This window comes from Microvirga arabica (assembly GCF_016811235.1).
In the GTDB taxonomy this organism is placed as follows: Bacteria; Pseudomonadota; Alphaproteobacteria; order Rhizobiales; family Beijerinckiaceae; genus Microvirga; species Microvirga arabica.
Genome location: NZ_JAFBID010000052.1, coordinates 26,685 through 43,842 on the forward strand (window position 1 = coordinate 26,685; position 17,158 = coordinate 43,842).

Here is a 17,158-nt window from a genome sequence, read left to right on the forward strand (position 1 = left end):
TGGCCTCTGCCACGCCGGAACTCTGATCGCAGGACACTAACCCCGTGTCCCGCAGCTTGGTGCGTGGACCCGGGGCTCCTGAGGCTTTCCAAACAATCTGAGCAAAGAAATCCGACAGCTGATCGGCACCGACTCAATTCGCCTGCTGCTCAGCACGGTCTTGGCGGGGCGGAAAGCAACTCCTTTTATGACCGGAACCTCACGATAGGTCAGCTGAGTGAGATGAACAAAGAATCGAAAAAGAAATCCTTGAGCTATCGGGTCTCGACGCCCGAAGAGCGAGCCAAGCGTCAGGCCGAAGTCAACAAGCGCTGCGAGTACATCATGCTGCTGAAGGCACAAGGCCTGAACTACGCGACCATCGCTTGCCGTCTGGGCCTGAGTCCCAGCCAGGTCAGCAAGATCGCGCGGGATTACGTCCAGCGGATGCACCCCTGAGGGATTGTCCTGCTGGATCAGCAAAAAGCCCATCTGCACGAGCCGCCGACTGCGATATTGGAGAGGAGAGCACTGTGTCGGTTTCCTCACATCGACCATCGTTTGCACACACCTACCCGAGCATGCCGCAAGATGCCGAGGAATTGGCCCGGGATCTGTTCGAGCGTGCCCGCCCCAGCGATTCGTTCGACGATCTCAAGCGGCGAGCGGCGTTCAACCGGCAGGGTGCAGGCCGGCTCAGGCATTGGATCAGAGCCGCCCAGGCGATCGCGGCGGAGAGACATCTGCGCCAACCCTGAGGACACGCGGGCTGCCCTTCTTCGTGTGACGAACCCTGCCGGGCCTGGGCTTAGGGCGTTTCTCATCAGAGGGAGTTCCCAAGCCTTTAAAAACAACGGACATGGGAGCTTTTTACTTAGGATTACTGCCTATCCGGTTCAAAGTCATCTTGCATCGGCGCTGGGTTCTTGAAATCACAAAATTTTTACTTATATCTAAATCATGATGACTACGTTGCACCATTTTTCTCGCTTTCGCACGGGGTGCCTGCAAGCAGGCCACTGAACCCCGAAGGCCGGCCTGCCCGCATCCGGCAGCCTGCCCTTTGGGGAATGACGTTTCCGGAACAATTTCGAACAACCTGCCCCATCCCAAGGGGTCATCGCGGGTTGCGCCCGGGTTAACCTCGTCCTGAACCCTGCACGCCGCGACGCGAAGGAGAAGACATGAACGCACGATCTCACCGGACTCATGAGCCGCTAACCCCACATCTTCTGCTGCCTCTCGACGGCTCCCCTGCCCCGAATGGCACCAGCCGCATCACGCTCTGGCCCTGGCGCTTGAGACGGGAGGCTGTCAGCAGCCCGCATCAAGGAGCCGATCCCAGCGGCGAAAACCACGAGGCTCGACGTCCGGCCGCCGCACCCGACGCGCCCCAGACGAACCGCAGGTCGACGCACCCCATGACGGTTGCCGATGTCATGACGCGTGACGTGGTCTCCGTTTCGACCGCAACCCCAGTCAGCGAGATTGCCAATGTCCTCTCCGGCAAGAGGATCAGTGCGGTGCCGGTGGTTGGCGTCGATGGGCGTCTCGTGGGCATCGTGAGCGAATGTGACCTGATCCGCCGGGCCGAGATCGGAACCGAGCGCCGGCGCTCCTGGTGGCGCAAGGTCTTTGTCGACATCAGCGCCGAGGCAGCCGACTACGTCCGGGCCCACGGCAGGAAGGCGCGGCACGTCATGACATCGGGGGGCGCCACGGCCACCGAGGACATGACGCTCGCGGATGTCGCCCAGGTCATGGAGAAGCGGCGTCTCAAGCGCCTCCCCGTCGTGCGCGGAAATCGTCTCGTGGGCATCGTCAGCCGCAGCGATCTCGTCAAGGCCGTCGCGCGCCACCGCCCTTCCCTTTTCGCCAGGCCCCCTACGGACAATGCCATCCTGCGGGACTTGACGTCACGGGTGAAGGTGGTGACGCCGTCTCACCGGCTCATCAACATCTCGGTGCATCGCGGCAACGCGGACATCGCCGGGTTGGTGGACTCGGCGGCCGAACGCGAGGCGGTTCTGGTTGCCGCCGAGAACACGCCGGGGATCCGCTCGATCCAGGACCGACTGATCCTGCGCCCCAGATCGATTTCCTGAGCCGGAAGGCAATCCAATGACACGCCTTCGCGCAACTCTCATGGCTGCCATTCTGTTCGGCGGCGTATGCCTGGTGCTCGGCGGACTCGGGGCAATGATGATCGAGTCCGCGCGAGTCCTCGCGGTCTATGGCATCGGGGTTCTCGGCTTCGCGGCCTGGGTCTCGGGGGACACGTACCAGGGATGCCGCGCCCAGCCGGACAGCTCCGGGACCTAATGGACGTAGCCGTGGAGTCTGTGAGCCTTCGCGTCTCGACCTCCGTCCCGGAACCGCGGCGGTGCGGCAGGTCCATCCGAAGGCATGCATCCTGAGCGGCAGGGGGGAACCCAGGGTCGGGCGGCGGGTTCCTCCTCAAGGCCAAGCTTCGCGGCTCCTGCAGGAGGGCCCGGATTGGGTTGATGAACGAGGTGACCGTGACGAGCGAACGCTATGCCATTGGCCTGGCCCGCGCCTTCGGCGGGGCGATCATCTTCGGCCTCCCACTGCTGATGACCATGGAGATGTGGTCGCTCGGGTTCTCCATGGGCCGTGGCCGGCTGCTGCTGCTCATGGGGTTCACCCTCGCGGTGTTGGTCGGTCTCTCCTACTTCTCCGGCTTCGAGAAGACCTTCAGCCTGAAGGAGGACGCCATGGATGCGTTCGCCGCCTTCGGCGTCGGCGTGATCACGTCCGCGGTGCTGCTTGTGGTCCTTGCGGTGATCACCTTCGACATGAGCTGGGGCGATATCGTCGGACGGGTGGCGCTGCAGAGCGTGCCAGCGAGCATCGGCGCCATGCTCGGGCGCAAGCAGCTCGGGGATGAGCAGGACATGGATGCGGAGGAGGAGCGCAAGCGGGAGGCCGGATATGGCGGCGAGCTCTTTCTCATGCTGGCAGGCGCGCTGTTCCTCGCCTTCAACATGGCGCCGACGGAGGAGATGATCCTGATCGCGTTCCAGATGACGCCGTGGCACGCCCTGGCGCTCGGGGTGCTGTCCCTCGGGCTTCTGCACGTCTTCGTCTACAGCATCGGGTTCTCGGGCCAGGAGAACCGGCCCGAGGGCGGCACCTTCCTGTCGACCTTCCTGCATTTCACTTTGGCCGGCTACGGCGTCGCCCTGCTGGTGAGCCTTTACGTGCTCTGGAGCTTCGGCCGGACAGATGGCGTCTCCGTGGCCGAGATCGCGAACATGCTGGTGGTGCTGGGCTTCCCAGCCTCCCTGGGCGCCGCGACGGCGCGGCTGGTGGTGTGAGGCTGTGATGAACCGCAAGTCGAGGACAGATGACATCCACCCCGCGAAGGCGGAGCAACAGATGCCGTGGCTGGAGTGGCTCGCCTCCGCCATCGGCCTCCTTCTCGTGCTCGGTATCTTCGGCGTGATCGGCTGGCAGCTCTTCAGTGGCGCAACCACGCCTCCCGTGATTACCGTTGAGGTCGAGAACGTGGCCCCGGTAGAGGGCGGCTACCGGGTTCTCTTCCGGGCTTACAACAACGCCGGCGAGGCTGCTGCACAGGTGGAGATCGAAGGGAAAGTGACCGCAGCCGGCGAAGACGAGGAAACCAGCAAGGCCATCCTCGACTACGTTCCCGGGCACTCAGCGCGCCAAGGCGGGCTGTTCTTCACCCGTGACCCGCACTCGGGCTCCCTTGCCGTGCGCGCCGTTGGATTTGCCACGCCCTGATTGCTGGACGGAACCGCAGAGATTGAGCTGAGCGCTGCACCATGTCTGGGATTACTGCAGAACGTCAGCCATCGACCGATCGAGAACCTGCAACAGCAGATCCGCATGCTCGCGCTCGAAGATCATAGATGGGCGAAGCTTGATGACGTTATCATAGGGCCCATCCGTGCCCATGAGAACACCAAGCTCCTTTGCTCTGTTGGAGATCCCGGAGGCCAGGTCGCCTGCGTGCTCCTTCGTTGAACGATCTCGCACGATCTCGATCCCGAGGAACAGGCCACGGCCGCGCACGTCGCCTATGGCCGGGTACTTCGACTGAAGAGCCATCATGCCCTCCAGGAGATAGGCGCCCTGCTCGGACGCATTGGCAAGCAGGTTCTCCTGCTCAAGGGTTTCAAGAACCGCAAGGCCCGCGGCACAGGAGACGGGATTTCCGCCGAAGGTGTTGAAGTATTCCATGCCATTGGCGAAGGCGTCCGCGATGTCCCGCCGGACTGCGACCACTGCAAGAGGGTGGCCATTGCCGATGGGCTTGCCCATCGTGACGATATCTGGAACTACACCATGTTCCTCGAAAGCCCACATGGAGCTTCCAACACGGCCGAACCCGACCTGCACCTCGTCGGCGATCACGACGCCGCCTGCACGACGAACATGGGCGTAGACCTCCTTCAGGTATCCCGGAGGAAGAAAGATTTGGCCGGCCACGCTCGGGATCGTCTCGGCGATGAAAGCTGCCGGAGCATGGCCTCCCGACGTGAGGCTGGAAATGATCCTTCCCGCCTCGCTGGCGTAATGGCAGGCGATCTCCTCCGGTGCCCCGGCAATGGGTGCCCGGTAGACCTCCGGGATCGGTAGCTCATGGGTGAAGGAAGGCCGCCCACCGCCTCCTTTTCTCTTGTACTTGTAGGGGCTGATGTCGATCAGGGCCTGCGTGTGGCCATGGTAGGCCCAGTCGAGCACCAGCATGTCGTTTCGGGCCGTGACAGTTCGCGCCATGCGCAAGGCCAAGTCATTGGCCTCACTGCCCGTACACACAACGAAGAAGGTGTCGAGCTCTTTCGGGAGAGTTATGGCCAGCTTCTCCGTATAGTCGATGATGGCATCGTGGAGATAACGGGTATTGGTGTTGAGAAGCGCTGATTGACGTGCGATCGCCTTCACCACGTTTGGATGGCAGTGTCCGAGATGTGCGACGTTGTTATAGCAGTCAAGATAGGCACGTCCTGAATCGTCGTAGAGCCAGACGCCTTCACCTCGCACCATTTTGAGAGGGGTGCTGTAGGACATGCTGACGTTGCGCCCCAGCCGCTCGCGCCTCCTGTGAACCAGCTCCTCCCTTGTGCGGCCGCTCCTCACGAAGGTTTCGGGCGCCAAGCCTGCGAAATCGTAAGGGCGCGGGTAGAGATCTTCCCAGACTGTGACGAACGCCTCTTCGCCGACGCCGGGAATGATGCTGACATCCTCGTACGGCACCGTGATCAATTGCAGGTGAACATGGGGCACCCAGCCGCCGTTTTCTGCATAGTCCCCGAGCCGGGCCACGAAGCTGCCAACATCGAGCCGCTCCCCGATACGGCGCTTTCGGACTGAGGCATGGTCGAGATGGCCCCACAGGGTCCAGAAGCGCAGGCCAGGCTCCGGCTCGTGCTCGAGTAGAATGAGCCCGCCATAATCCTGTGGTTCCGGGTTGATCGTGGCTGCAACGACCGTCGCCGCCAAGGGCGTAAACATCTCGGTTCCCGCCGGCGCGAAGATATCAAGGCCGAGATGCACGTTGCGGCGCTCGCCTTCGGCCAACACCGATTCGAAGAAAGGCGCAGTGTAGATGACGCGCCGCTCCCCCCAGGGGCCCAGGCCAAGGGTGAACCCGTGCTGTCGCGCGAGCTCGGCATAGGCGCGGTCGGCGCCAGCATTGTCTTGGGCAGCGCTTGCAGCAGCCAAGGGCTCGTCAAGGCTGCCGAGACTCAGGATATGCTTTGCCTGGCGCGCCGGGTGCGGGTTCATGAGGGGCGCCAAGCTCCGGCGATTGGCAGAGAGCCACTCCCGGATGCGACGGGCACCTGAGGCAGCCTCAAGCCCACAGGCCTGACGCCAGATGCCAGTTGCGATGCGATGATCGATCACCGAGAGCTTTCGCAGCAGATCCCATGCAGGCTTCTCGCTGACGAAGAGGTAGGGATCATCGGCAGCGCCCGCGCGGCGGGCTGCCGCCATGGTGACGCTGATGGCGAGGCGGGCCATGATCAGATCCAGGATCACGACAAACTCTGCATCCTGAAGCGGATATTCTGCATGGTAGCCGGCGACAATCCGGGCGGCCGCCTCAATGGGGTTGATCACATCAAGCATTGCATAGGTGCAAGCGACGGCGAGGTCGGCGACGATGGGAGAATGCACGGCATCGCCGAAATCAATGAGGCCGTTCACGCGTCCGTCAGCGACAAGGACATTCCAGTCGTTGGCGTCGTTATGGATGACTCCGCAGCGCAGGTGCTTCAGAACCGGCGCGACACGGGCATCGTAGGTGTCGAGAGCGTTCTCCACGAGGCGACGCTGCTCGGGATCGGTGACGGCCTGCAGGCGCTCCCGCGACAGGGGCGTCGTCCGGATCTCCCAATCGAAGGAGCGGTGTGCACCCGGGTGGCCAAAGCTGGCAAGTGCGCGATCGAGCTGCCCGAGGAGCCTCCCGAGCCCATGTAGGATCTCCGGTGTCTTTTCCTCCTCGGCGAGCGGGCGCCCTGGAAGATAGGTGACAAGGCGCACGGCGTGCCGTCCTGACGCGCTATCGATCAGAGCAAAACCATGCCCGTCCACCGTGGGCAGGATACGCGGGACGTCCAAGCCTGGATCGCAAATCTCCAAGTGGCGCAGAAGAGAGGTCTGAAACTCGATGGCTGAGAGAGGCTCTGCGGCGTTCATGATCTTGAACGTCAAGTTCTGCCCGTCCGGTGTCTCGACCAGGAAGTTCTGGTCCCGCTCGCTTGGCAGAGGGGTCAACTCACCCTCAATGCCAAAGTGCGCCCGCAGATGCCTGTGCGCCTCAGCGCTTGAAAAGGCGGGGCGAGGGTCGTTGAGGATGGTCACAATAGCATTCCGGGTTCGTGGTTTCATAGAATTTGGCACCAACGGAGCGGCGGCTGCACCTGCCAATACGGCGGTCGAGCCGCCATTTTGGCGGCTCGACCATCGATCACCTCCAGTCAGGCAGGCTTCCCATCCTTGAGAACAATCGCCGTTGTGACGTCTGCGATGTCCGGCATGAGAGCGATCTCGTCCCGGGCAGCGTTGAGACCTGACATGGCAGCGGCCTCGATTTCGACCACAAGATCAAGGTCGCCGCTGACGGAAAGGCACCGGCGAACGGCCAGAAGGGCTGTGATGCGGGAAACAGTCTCCCGCGCCGGCGTTCGCCTCAGCCGGATCAGCAGCAAAGCCCGGACCGCTCCCCCTCCCTGATGGTCCGCTTGCACATCAGCCTTATACCCGAGGATGATGCCTTCAGCCTCCATACGGGCGATCCGCTCGCGGACGGAGCTGCGCGCCAACCCGACCTTGCCAGCGAGAGTCTTGAGGGGGAGCCGGGCATTCTGCTGAAGAAGACGCAGGATGTGGAGGTTCTTTTCGTCCATGTAGCGGCAGGCCTGGAACTGTTGCGGGCGGAGGCTGGCGGGTCTAAGAGACAAGGCTGAACAGCCAATTGTGCATACCCTACCACAGGCGCAGAAAACTCACGAAACGGGCTTGCAGCGACTGCGGAGACCGGCTCCCTGAGAATGCCTTCCGAGCTTGAACGGGGAACCCACGCTAAAATCCGCCAGTGGCAGAACGTGCCGGATCCCATCCTGGTGCTGGACAACCTGCACCCGCACCACGCCGCCAAAGTGCGGGAACTGCTCGACCAAGCCGGCATCGGACTGGTGTACCTGCCGCGCTAATCGCCCGAGTTCAACCCGATCGAGCACGCCTGGGGCCAGGTGAAAGAGCGGCTCAAGGCGACAGCGGCCCGCAGCCTCGAAGCCTTGGAGGCGGAACTCAAACCAGCCCTCGACATCATCACCGCAAGGGATGCTCGAGGATGGTTCAGGTATGCCGGCTATGCTCTACAATGATCTGCAGTTCGCATTAGCAGAATGACTAAACCACTTCGCCAATGTCACCTCAGACAATCTCTGAGCCAAGGCGGAGATCCATCGCTTGTGACCCCAGTGCAGGCCGCCTCAACACAAGCCGCGAGGCTTCCGAAGTGGAAGCTTCTTCCCGTGAGGCCCGGGCCGTAATGGGCATACTTGCCGGAATTGGTCATGATCGTTGCAGCCGTCGGTGGAACGATCGGCTCGGTGATCATGCACCAGCACGTATCCGTGACGAACTGAACCCCGAAGCGCTCGAGCTCCGATAGAATCCCGGCTTTCCGTACCTTGTCATGTGTGGCGCGCCCACAGGTCACGACAACCGATACGTCGTTATGCTTCGTGCGACCGCGGCAGAGAATGGCGAGCTTTTCGCACTCACTGAAGGAGAAATGCGGATTGCCGAGCGATACGAGATCGACCGATAAACTGGGGGCACTGTCGAGCTCGCGCCAGCTCTGGAGCAGGTCCTCAATGGAAATCTCGACAGTCGGAACGCTTGTCCCGCCGGTTGCATCGTTCAATGTCACTGCCTCGGGTGTCACGCCGAGAATGTGGAACATGGGCGCGCTTGAGGTGGTCGCAAATGCAGCCCCAAAGGCCTTCAGGTCATCCTGTGAGGGCGCAGCCTGTTCGAGCCCGGTCAGGACAGGAATCCTGTTCGCAGCCACGAGGCCGACGTGATAGCCGAGCAGTGGGTAAAACGCATCGTCAAAATTCTTCAGCTTCGGCACGTTGATCCGGAGAGCCGCCCTCCGGCCGCTCTCAATATGACATCCGGCCAGTGGTGCGCGGCCCGTCAGCGCAATGCAGATGTCAAGAAAATCTGGATATTTCATTGTCCGCGCGCCGAGCACGCTGTTGGCATAGACGACAGCGTTGGACTCCGCCCAGACGATCTGCTCGCCTTTGTCTGGGGCAGAATCGAGAAGGTAAGGTGCGCAAGTGAAGGTGGGTTGTGCGCCCATATCAATATACGCGTCACCCAATTGGCTCGCCGGCTCTCCAAAGGCTGGGTCGATGCCCTGTACACGCCAGCGGCGGTGATCGACAGAGATTGAATTCAGCGTCGTCGGCACGGTAACCCTCCCACCCCAGTCCCGCAACTGCTGCGCGAACCTCAGCGACCCGTGACCGGTATAGACGCAGCCATCGATATGCGCCTGCGTGACGTCGATCAGCCGATTGGCGCCTTGTAGGTGAGCCATGCGTAGAATGACTTTCATGGCTACCTGCGCGGCCTTACCGTAGGTGCCATCCAGATATGCCTGATCCGCTTTGCTCATACTGAGATCAGAAACATTGTTTCTCGGCTCTCTTTCGGCAAGCGGCAGCGCCCGCACTGCGTCAGGATCATTGCCACATACAACGCGATTGCCGTCAACCCGTGCATAACGTGCTGTGGCTACCTGTAGGAATTCTCTTGGGTTGAGTACGACCACGGGAATGGATTTCCCAAAGACTTCTTCCGCGATCACGACGCCGAGCGTGAGGATATCATCCTCACGCTCGGCCACTATGGCTGCGGGTGCCTTTCCCGTGAGAAGAAGCTCTAGGATAACTCCGCTGCCCGAGCAGGAGCCACGTCCACTGGGGATGACAAGAACCTTGCCCGTCAGAATCTGGCCGCTCAGGGGATGATGCCGGTCGATGACCTCACCACTGAGTGGATCGACGCCGCCCCAGAAGCTCAACTCCACGTCGCTGGCGATGATCTCGCCCGCAGCCTCGCCATGACCGAAGGCGGCACCGCGGAAAACGGCCTCGTTCATGATGGTTCTTTTCATCAGCGTGCCAGGAGAGCCTGCAGGTCGTTGTAGAGCGCCTTGGGAATGTGCACCCCGTTCACCTTGCTGCGCGCACGGGCTTCATAGCGGCGCTGCGAGGGCAGTCGCGCACCTTGGCCGACGATCGACTCAAACATTTTCTCGGCCCGGGATACGTGCTGCGTGGCATCGGCACCGAGAAACACCTTCGGATCGAAGGCTAGGATCAACTCGCCGTGGCAAGGGGCGGCGCCGACCCCTTCATCGAAGGCCATGGATTCCGCACTGGTCATGTCGCCGATCAGAGGACCTGCCATCAGCTCGATCATGGCCGAGAGGGCAGAACCCTTGTGGCCACCGAAGGTCAGCATGGCACCGGCCAGAGCGGCCGTCGGATCGTTAGTGGGATTGCCTTCGCTGTCTATGGCCCAGCCGGTGGGAATAGGCTTGCCCGCACGCCGGTGCAGCTCGATCTCGCCTCGGGCGATAGCGCTCGTGGCGAAGTCGAACACGAAGGGCGGTCCATCGGGGCGTGGCCAGGCGAACGCGATTGGGTTCGTGCCAAACACGGGCTTATTGCCACCTGCCGGCGCAACCCAGCTGTGGCTCGGGGTCATCGCGAGCGCCACAAGGCCGTCCGCGCTGATCGCCTCCACCTCTGGCCAGAGAGCAGAGAAGTGATAGCAGTTGTTGATCGCCATGGCGGCGAGGCCTGTCCGGCGGGTCTTCTCGACGAGCAACGGCTTGCCGCGCTCGAACGCGAGCGGAGAGAACCCGAAATGGGCATCGATGCGCACAACGGCAGGTGCGTGGTCCACCACGTCCGGCACCGCTTTCGGATTGACCTTGCCTTCCTTCACGGAACGTACGCAGCCGAGAAGCCGATACATACCGTGGGAATGACACTCGTCGCGCTGGCCCGCATAGACGATCTCGGCGATGGCATGCGCATGGTCGTCGGAAAGACCACCTGCCTTGAGAACGTCGATGCTGATCCGCATAACCTCGTCCAGCGGGAGGGTGATTTCTTCACTCATTTGGTCCAGGCCCGTTCGTGTCCGAGGCTTTCATATAGCGGTGTCGACAGGTTTACATCTGCGGCCAGGTATCCGACAGCCGGTAGCCATCCGGCCACGGATCGTCGGGATCGAGCATGTGCTGATGGGTGCCGGTGATCCAAGCGCGTCCGGAGATCGACGGGATGATGCCGGGCCTGCCACCCACCGTCACCTCGCTCTCGATCCGACAGATGAACTCCGAATCAATGATAGAGCGGCCCACGAAGCTGTCGCCGACCTTCAGGATGCCGCGCGCGTGAAGCACTGCCATGCGGGCCGAGCAGCCCGTGCCGGTCGGCGAGCGGTCAATCTTGCCGGGGCGCACCACCACGGCGTTGGCGCCGTGTGGAACACCGTGTCGGTCAACGAGCGGCGCCGCGATCTGGCAGAAAGAAATGTGATCCCAGCCCGGAAGCTCTGGATGTCTGAAGCCGATCTGCTCGTTGGCCGCGCGGGTGATCCTGATGCCGATCTCCGCCAGATCCTTCGCCTCGTCGGGGCGGATCGCAAAGCCGAGCGCCGTCGCATCCGTGATCACGAAGCTGTCGCCGCCATAGGCTGTGTCCACCGTGAGCGTGCCAACGCCCTCCACTTCGAGCTTCACGTCGAGCTTGTCGGCGAACGAGGGCACGTTGCGAACCGTGATCCGCTCCGCTTTGCCGGCCCGGCAGGCTGCCGTGACCTCGACAAGGCCGCCTGGCGCTTCGAGAGTGAGCCGGGTTTCTGGCTCCTGCATCGGGATAATGCCGGTGTCGAGCAGGACAGTGGACACGCAGATGGAGTTGGAGCCCGACATGGGCGGAGTGTCAGCGGGCTCCATGATGATCCAGCCTATCTGCGCCTGCGGGTTCTTCGGTGGCACGAGAAGGTTCACGTGCCGGAAGACACCACCGCGCGGCTCGTTCAGGACGAAGTTACGCAGGGTTTCGTCTCTGGCGACAAAGCGGGACTGCTCCCAGATTGTGTCGCCCGGAGGCGGCGCGACGCCGCCGACGATCACGTCGCCCACCTCCCCTTCCGCATGGCAGCTGACGACATGAACGACTTTCGACGTACGCATTGAGCTCTCCGAGCAGGGCTGTCTGAAGATGAGTTTCTGCGAGATCGATACCTGTACCTTCAAAGAACGGATTTCAGGAAGTCGATGGTCTCGGGCCTCTGCGGGTTTCCGATCACCTGGTCAGGGGCGCCGATCTCATGAATCAGGCCCTTGTGGAAGAACGCGACCCGGTCGGACACATCTCGCGCGAAGCGGATCTCGTGGGTGACGAGGATCATGGTCATGCCCTCTTCCGAGAGCATCTTCAAGGTGTCCAGCACCTCGCCCACAAGCTGCGGATCAAGTGCGGAGGTGACCTCGTCGAAGAGCATGTAGTCCGGCGACATGGCGAGCGCCCGCGCAATGGCCATGCGCTGTTGCTGGCCGCCGGACAGCTTGGAGGGATAGACCTTCAGCTTCTCGCCCAAACCCACGTGAGTGAGTTGCTTGACCGCAATCTCCTCCGCTTCCTTCTTGCTCTTGCCCAGCACCTTGCGGGGCGCGAGCATGACATTGTCGAGCACGGTGAGGTGTGGGAAGGCATTCCACTGTTGGAACACGATGCCGATCTTCTGCCGCAGCTTATTGAGGTCCGTACTGCGGGCATGCACATCCGTGCCGTCGACGAGGATCTGCCCGCCTTGGATTGGCTCCAGACCGTTGATACACATGAGCATCGTGGACTTGCCCGAGCCCGAGCCGCCGATGACCGAGAGCACCTCACCCTTCTGAACGGTGAGGCTGACGCCCTTCAGCACCTCTAGGCTGCCGAAACTTTTCCGAACGTCTTTTAACTCAATCATTTTCGCGCCACCGCTTTTCGAGCTGCGCCCCGAGCCGTGCGATCGGGAAGCTCATGAGGAAGTAGATCAGACCGGCGATCGAGAGAACGAACAGCGGCTCCTGAATGCGGGTCACAATCACCTGGGACGCCCGCAGCAGTTCGACGATGCCGATCCAGAGAACCAGCGCTGTGTCCTTCATGACGCCCAGAGTGAGGCCGATCCAGCTGGGCAACGCAACACGCAAGGCCATAGGGAAGACGATGTTGGTCAGATCCTGCGTGTAGGTCATGCCCAAGGAGCGGGCGGCTCGACGTGTGGTCGGCGGAACGGCCAGGATGCCGCCGCGAACAATCTCGGCACAGTACGCCGCCGTGTAGAGAGCAAGCACCACGCAGCCTACCGTGAAGGCAGATACTTGGAGCTTGAGGATGGACTTGAATGAGTTTGCGAGCACGAACTGGATCAGGAGGGGCACTGAGCGCAGAATATCCAGCACGAACCCGATCGGCGCGTTGACCCACCACGGTGACGTGGCACGGATGAGACCAAAGAGCATCCCCAGGATGGTGCCGCCGAGCACTGCCCAGAATGTAATGGTCAGCGTTGTTCCCGCACCCTGGAGAAGGAAAAGAATGTCGTTCCAGGTGAGACTTGTCTCGAACATCGCAACCTCCCTTAGTACCGGAACAGACGCCAGGCGAAGAGGCGCGATGAGAGGGTGATGAGCTTGGCCAGTAGGTAGTAGATGAGCGCCGCGATGGCAAAGAACTCGAAGGTACGGAAGGTGCGCACGTTCAGATCCTGCGTGACGCCGGTGAGATCGGTATTGAGGCCGACCGTAACGCCAAGCGAGGTCATCAGCAGTGCCCAGACCATCTGGTTGGTCATGGGATAGAAGACGATGCGAAACATCTGCGGCAGCACAATGAGGCGGAACGCCTGCGGTGCGGTCATGCCGAGCGAGCGGGCGGCGCGTGTCTGCGTATGCGGGATGGCACGAAGGCCGCCGCGGAATGTCTCGGCTAGATAGCCCGCATTGTTGAAGGCGATCCCAGCGAGAAGCGCCACATAGGAATCCAAGTGAATACCGAAGGAGCCCAGACCGAAGTACGTCATGTAGATCTGGAACAGAGCAGGCGTGTTGCGCGCAAGCTCGACCCATCCAGTTGAGAAACCATAGAGAAGTTTATTATTCGACTGGCGCCCGAGCGCCAGAAACACGGCAAGGACGACGCCGATCACCATCGACAGTACGGCAATCTGGAGGGACACCAGAGCGCCCCACAGCATGTCGGGAAGGGCGTTGAAGGCCGGGCGCCAATGAAATGTGTAATTCAGCATGATGAACGCGGTCCAAACAACTGAGGTGCCCTGAGAAAGGCGGAGGCGGTGTTAGCCTCCGCCCGTTCAGCAGCCAATCAGCGATAGACGCCTTTGACTGTGAGGTCAGGCGCCTCACCGCCGCCTACCCACTTGTCGTACAACTCCTTGTAGCGGCCGGTTCGGACCTGCTGGTTCACGAACAGGTCGAGGTAATTGAGCAGGCCCTGCTCCTGGCGCAAGCCAATCAAGGCGACATAGTCGGTCACATAAGGGGCATCGCCCTTCACCACGAAGCCCTTGAATTTGCCGGACTTGACCGTGGCCTGGGCCACCGTGTTGGTGACGACGGTCGCATCAATCTGGCCTTGGGAGAGTGCGAGAAACACGTCAGCCTGTGTCTGGTAAGGACGGAAGGAACCGCCGCCCCATGCCTTCATGTCTTTCTCGAGTGCAATCGCTTCGTAGGTGCCGGAGGTCGAGCCGGTCTTCTTGCCCTTCAGGCTCTCATACGTGTCGATGCCTGTTCCATCCTTGGTGAGGACGACCATCTTGAAGGCGAAGTACGGGATCGAGAAGCCGATGGTCTTGGCGCGCTCCAGCGTGTCGGAGGTCGAGGCAACGCCTACGTCCGCACGGTCCGAGACGAGCGCCGGAATGCGGTCCGGGAACGGGGTCTCGACGATCTCGGCCTTCACGCCGAGTGCCTTGGCCAGATCGTTACAGGTGTCAACGTCGAAGCCGACCGGCTGGTTCTTCTCGTCGCGTGACCCCATCGGCGGGAAGTCGAGTGTGACGGCACAGCGCAGGGTGCCAGAGGCAATAATATCGTCGAGCTTGTCTGCTTTGGCAGGCATGGCGGCGAGCATGCCGATGAAAATAGCTGCCGCTGTTGTCCTCAGTTTCATTATTTAGTTCCCTGTTTATTCATGTCCGAACCCGGCAGTCCCGCCTAGGATCAGCGGGCAGGACATTCGCATATTGGATACAATTTGCAATATGGAAATTCTTCTTTGAGGGCAAAGTTTGGGTGATATTGCATACTACTCGTCGGGTCAGTGGCCTTTTCAGGCGTCCGAAAGACCTATCTCTTGGTCCGTGTGAGTGGGGACTAGGCGAAGAAGTGCAAGGAGCTGTCGCGTAGCGGAGCGTTCTCCTTCAGATCAGATTGTCCTCCGCGTCATAACCGTGGACACATTTCATCACTAATGTTGAACTGAGAACGCAGTCGGCTCGAAAAACCGGGCTTGTCGTCTATGAACTCTGCAGGGAGACGGGATGTGATGACGGCGCGCGACAGGACTTAACGACCGCTTCCGATCGCGCAACCGCTGCGCCTGGTAAATCCAGCTATGTCGATGCTAGGGAGGAATCTGGCACCAAAGCACGACCGCGCACCCAACGTTTGGCAAAGCGAGAGCAATTGAGATGCGGCAGAACGGTGTGAGGAGCGTGAACATGGCCGAAGTGCACCCTTGATTGGACAGAGCCTGCACCTTCGCGGAGGCCACGTGCCATCGACACGGTCGCCACCATCGTCGACTCGACGCATTCTCCGCCTTCTAACATCATGGATGGCTGTGGCTGAGCGCGCCCGACGGGCGCTGTAGAGGTTATTTGGAGAGACGCCACTCTCCTATCTCGGCGCTTGTGCCGCTGCTCCTGTTAACACGTGTTGACTCGACATAATGTAGATTGTATAAAATCGCCAGTTGATCCAAAACTTGGCGGATCTTAGAGCTGCCCACAACAGCTATGCGGGCAGAGACACTGGCTTCTGGAGGAGAACCGCGTGGAACCCAAGATTTTTTCCGGCTGCATCCCGGCGCTTATGACGCCTTGCAAGGCCGATCGCAGCCCCGACTTCGACGCTCTCGTGCGCAAAGGCGAGGAACTGATCGCGTCCGGCATGTCCGCGGTTGTCTACTGCGGATCGATGGGCGACTGGCCGCTCCTGACTGACGAGCAGCGCATGGAAGGTGTGGAGCGCCTGGTGAAGGCCGGTGTGCCGGTCATCGTCGGAACCGGAGCTGTCAACACCACCGCCGCAGTGGCCCACGCCGCGCACGCACAGAGGGTCGGCGCTCAGGGCCTGATGGTGATTCCGCGCGTCCTCTCCCGCGGGTCGTCGCTCACCGCTCAGCGCCACCACTTCAAGGCGATCCTCGCTGCCGCTCCCGATCTGCCGGCAGTGATCTACAACAGCCCGTACTACGGCTTCGCGACCCGTGGTGATCTGTTTTTTGCTCTTCGCGCCGAGCATCCGAACCTGATCGGTTTCAAGGAATTCGGCGGTACCGAGGCCCTGACCTATGCGGCCGAGCACATCACCAGCCAGGACGACGGTGTGACGCTGATGGTTGGTGTCGATACCGCAGTGTTCCACGGCTTTGTCAATTGCGGCGCCACCGGTGCGATCACCGGCATTGGCAACGTCCTGCCCCGCGAGGTACTGCACCTATGCGCTCTTGCCCAGGCCGCTGCGAAGGGTGATGCCGAGGCCCGCCAGCGGGCAAAGGAGCTGGAGGAGGCGCTGCACGTTCTGTCGTCCTTCGACGAGGGACCGGATCTGGTATTGTACTATAAGCATCTGATGGCGCTGAAGGGTAACCCAGAATATGCGCTTCATTTCAACGAAACTGATGCTCTCTCAGATAGTCAGCGGGGCTATGCTGAATCCCAACTCAAGCTCTTCGACGCATGGTATGCGGAGTGGAGCAGGCAGCCCGGAACCGTGCAGAAATACGCTGCCTAAGAGACAGGTAAGAGGCCCACTCGCCCGTGGGCCTTTTCCATTCTTGATCCCCTTGAGCGCGAGGCCATGGGCTTGAGGCTGCTTGAGCAGCCCCATCTCCGAGTGTCAATGGCCCTATCAGGACCGTCCTCTACGGGATGGCGGGGAGAAACGCCCTACATCTTGGTTGATCCGTAGATTGTATACGGTATGCTTTCAGTTGGCTGGCAATGGAGCTGTGCGAGTGAACGAACCGAATACATTACTGGCATGTGAGCCATCGCCCAGCTCCCACATGCCACCTTGGCCAGTACGCGCCGTCGTTGCCCTCTCCAATGGACTGCTGGCTTTCGAGCGCGTCGCGATCATGGGCTTTATGGGCGTCCTGACCCTGCTGATTTTGATCAATGTCACAACCCGGTATGCGGGTCTGCCAATCTACTGGATCGACGAGTCGGCCGTTTATGCGACAGTCTGGTTGACGTTCATTGGAGCCTCGGCGATGACGCGGCTTCGGCTGGACTTTGCTGTGACAATGCTCACCGAGCGGCTCTCTGCGCGTGGACAGCAGATAGC

General features: G+C 61.2%; 17 protein-coding genes. 8 read left to right on the plus strand and 9 right to left on the minus strand.

Translation table 11 applies throughout. The annotated features are described in order from the left end of the window. The first annotated feature begins 222 nt into the window (after nt 1-222). From JQC81_RS21630 to JQC81_RS21650, 5 genes are all read left to right on the plus strand, one after another. Entirely contained in the window at nt 223-438 is a 216-nt protein-coding gene (locus JQC81_RS21630; RefSeq protein ID WP_203273840.1) for a helix-turn-helix domain-containing protein, read from the plus strand. A gap of 725 nt (nt 439-1,163) precedes the next feature. After that, nucleotides 1,164-2,084: a CBS domain-containing protein gene (locus tag JQC81_RS21635; RefSeq protein ID WP_203273841.1), complete on the plus strand. Its 921-nt coding sequence runs from the start codon at nt 1,164-1,166 to the stop codon at nt 2,082-2,084. A 16-nt stretch (nt 2,085-2,100) separates the two neighbouring features. Beyond that, a complete protein-coding gene (locus JQC81_RS21640) occupies nt 2,101-2,301 on the plus strand; it encodes a hypothetical protein (RefSeq protein WP_203273843.1) in 201 nt (66 codons plus the stop codon). Between the two features lie 182 nt (nt 2,302-2,483). Next, nucleotides 2,484-3,317 carry a TIGR02587 family membrane protein gene (locus tag JQC81_RS21645; RefSeq protein ID WP_210347239.1) on the plus strand — a complete coding sequence of 278 codons (834 nt, stop codon included), beginning with the start codon at nt 2,484-2,486 and terminating at the stop codon, nt 3,315-3,317. 7 nt (nt 3,318-3,324) lie between these two features. Further along, a complete protein-coding gene (locus JQC81_RS21650) occupies nt 3,325-3,747 on the plus strand; it encodes a hypothetical protein (protein ID WP_203273844.1) in 423 nt (140 codons plus the stop codon). Nucleotides 3,748-3,798: 51 nt separating this feature from the next. Here JQC81_RS21650 and JQC81_RS21655 read toward each other — a convergent pair whose 3' ends face one another. Next, nucleotides 3,799-6,834 carry an aminotransferase class III-fold pyridoxal phosphate-dependent enzyme gene (locus JQC81_RS21655; RefSeq protein ID WP_203273845.1) on the minus strand — a complete coding sequence of 1,012 codons (3,036 nt, stop codon included), beginning with the start codon at nt 6,832-6,834 and terminating at the stop codon, nt 3,799-3,801. Between the two features lie 116 nt (nt 6,835-6,950). Beyond that, on the minus strand, nt 6,951-7,433 hold the full coding sequence (locus tag JQC81_RS21660) for an Lrp/AsnC family transcriptional regulator (RefSeq protein ID WP_203273846.1): 483 nt from the start codon (nt 7,431-7,433) through the stop codon (nt 6,951-6,953). A gap of 90 nt (nt 7,434-7,523) precedes the next feature. Here JQC81_RS21660 and JQC81_RS21665 point away from each other — a divergent pair, with 90 nt between their 5' ends. Further along, complete coding sequence (locus JQC81_RS21665) at nt 7,524-7,685, plus strand: hypothetical protein (RefSeq protein ID WP_203273847.1); 162 nt, start codon at nt 7,524-7,526, stop codon at nt 7,683-7,685. Nucleotides 7,686-7,903: 218 nt separating this feature from the next. Here JQC81_RS21665 and lhpI read toward each other — a convergent pair whose 3' ends face one another. From lhpI to JQC81_RS21700, 7 genes are all read right to left on the minus strand, one after another. Next, nucleotides 7,904-9,652 carry a cis-3-hydroxy-L-proline dehydratase gene (lhpI, locus tag JQC81_RS21670; RefSeq protein ID WP_246520571.1) on the minus strand — a complete coding sequence of 583 codons (1,749 nt, stop codon included), beginning with the start codon at nt 9,650-9,652 and terminating at the stop codon, nt 7,904-7,906. 14 nt (nt 9,653-9,666) lie between these two features. Beyond that, nucleotides 9,667-10,683, minus strand: a complete 1,017-nt coding sequence (locus tag JQC81_RS21675; RefSeq protein WP_203273849.1) for an Ldh family oxidoreductase — start codon at nt 10,681-10,683, stop codon at nt 9,667-9,669. Nucleotides 10,684-10,735: 52 nt separating this feature from the next. Beyond that, on the minus strand, nt 10,736-11,764 hold the full coding sequence (locus tag JQC81_RS21680) for a trans-3-hydroxy-L-proline dehydratase (protein WP_203273850.1): 1,029 nt from the start codon (nt 11,762-11,764) through the stop codon (nt 10,736-10,738). A gap of 59 nt (nt 11,765-11,823) precedes the next feature. Beyond that, nucleotides 11,824-12,546, minus strand: a complete 723-nt coding sequence (locus JQC81_RS21685) for an amino acid ABC transporter ATP-binding protein (protein WP_203273851.1) — start codon at nt 12,544-12,546, stop codon at nt 11,824-11,826. Further along, nucleotides 12,539-13,192, minus strand: a complete 654-nt coding sequence (locus JQC81_RS21690) for an amino acid ABC transporter permease (RefSeq protein ID WP_203273853.1) — start codon at nt 13,190-13,192, stop codon at nt 12,539-12,541. Before JQC81_RS21690 ends, JQC81_RS21685 begins: the two co-directional genes overlap by 8 nt. 11 nt (nt 13,193-13,203) lie before the next feature. Beyond that, the gene (locus tag JQC81_RS21695) at nt 13,204-13,869 is read right to left on the minus strand and encodes an amino acid ABC transporter permease (RefSeq protein ID WP_203273855.1); all 666 of its coding nucleotides are present in this window, start codon (nt 13,867-13,869) and stop codon (nt 13,204-13,206) included. Between the two features lie 77 nt (nt 13,870-13,946). Then, a complete protein-coding gene (locus JQC81_RS21700) occupies nt 13,947-14,756 on the minus strand; it encodes an ABC transporter substrate-binding protein (protein WP_203273856.1) in 810 nt (269 codons plus the stop codon). A gap of 884 nt (nt 14,757-15,640) precedes the next feature. Here JQC81_RS21700 and JQC81_RS21705 point away from each other — a divergent pair. Both JQC81_RS21705 and JQC81_RS21710 read left to right on the plus strand, forming a co-directional pair. Beyond that, nucleotides 15,641-16,603 (plus strand): dihydrodipicolinate synthase family protein, encoded by a 963-nt coding sequence (locus JQC81_RS21705; protein WP_203273858.1) that lies wholly within the window; start codon nt 15,641-15,643, stop codon nt 16,601-16,603. 274 nt (nt 16,604-16,877) lie between these two features. Continuing rightward, nucleotides 16,878-17,158, plus strand: a 281-nt coding sequence (locus JQC81_RS21710; RefSeq protein WP_203273864.1) for a TRAP transporter small permease, incomplete at its 3' end; no start/stop codon positions are given.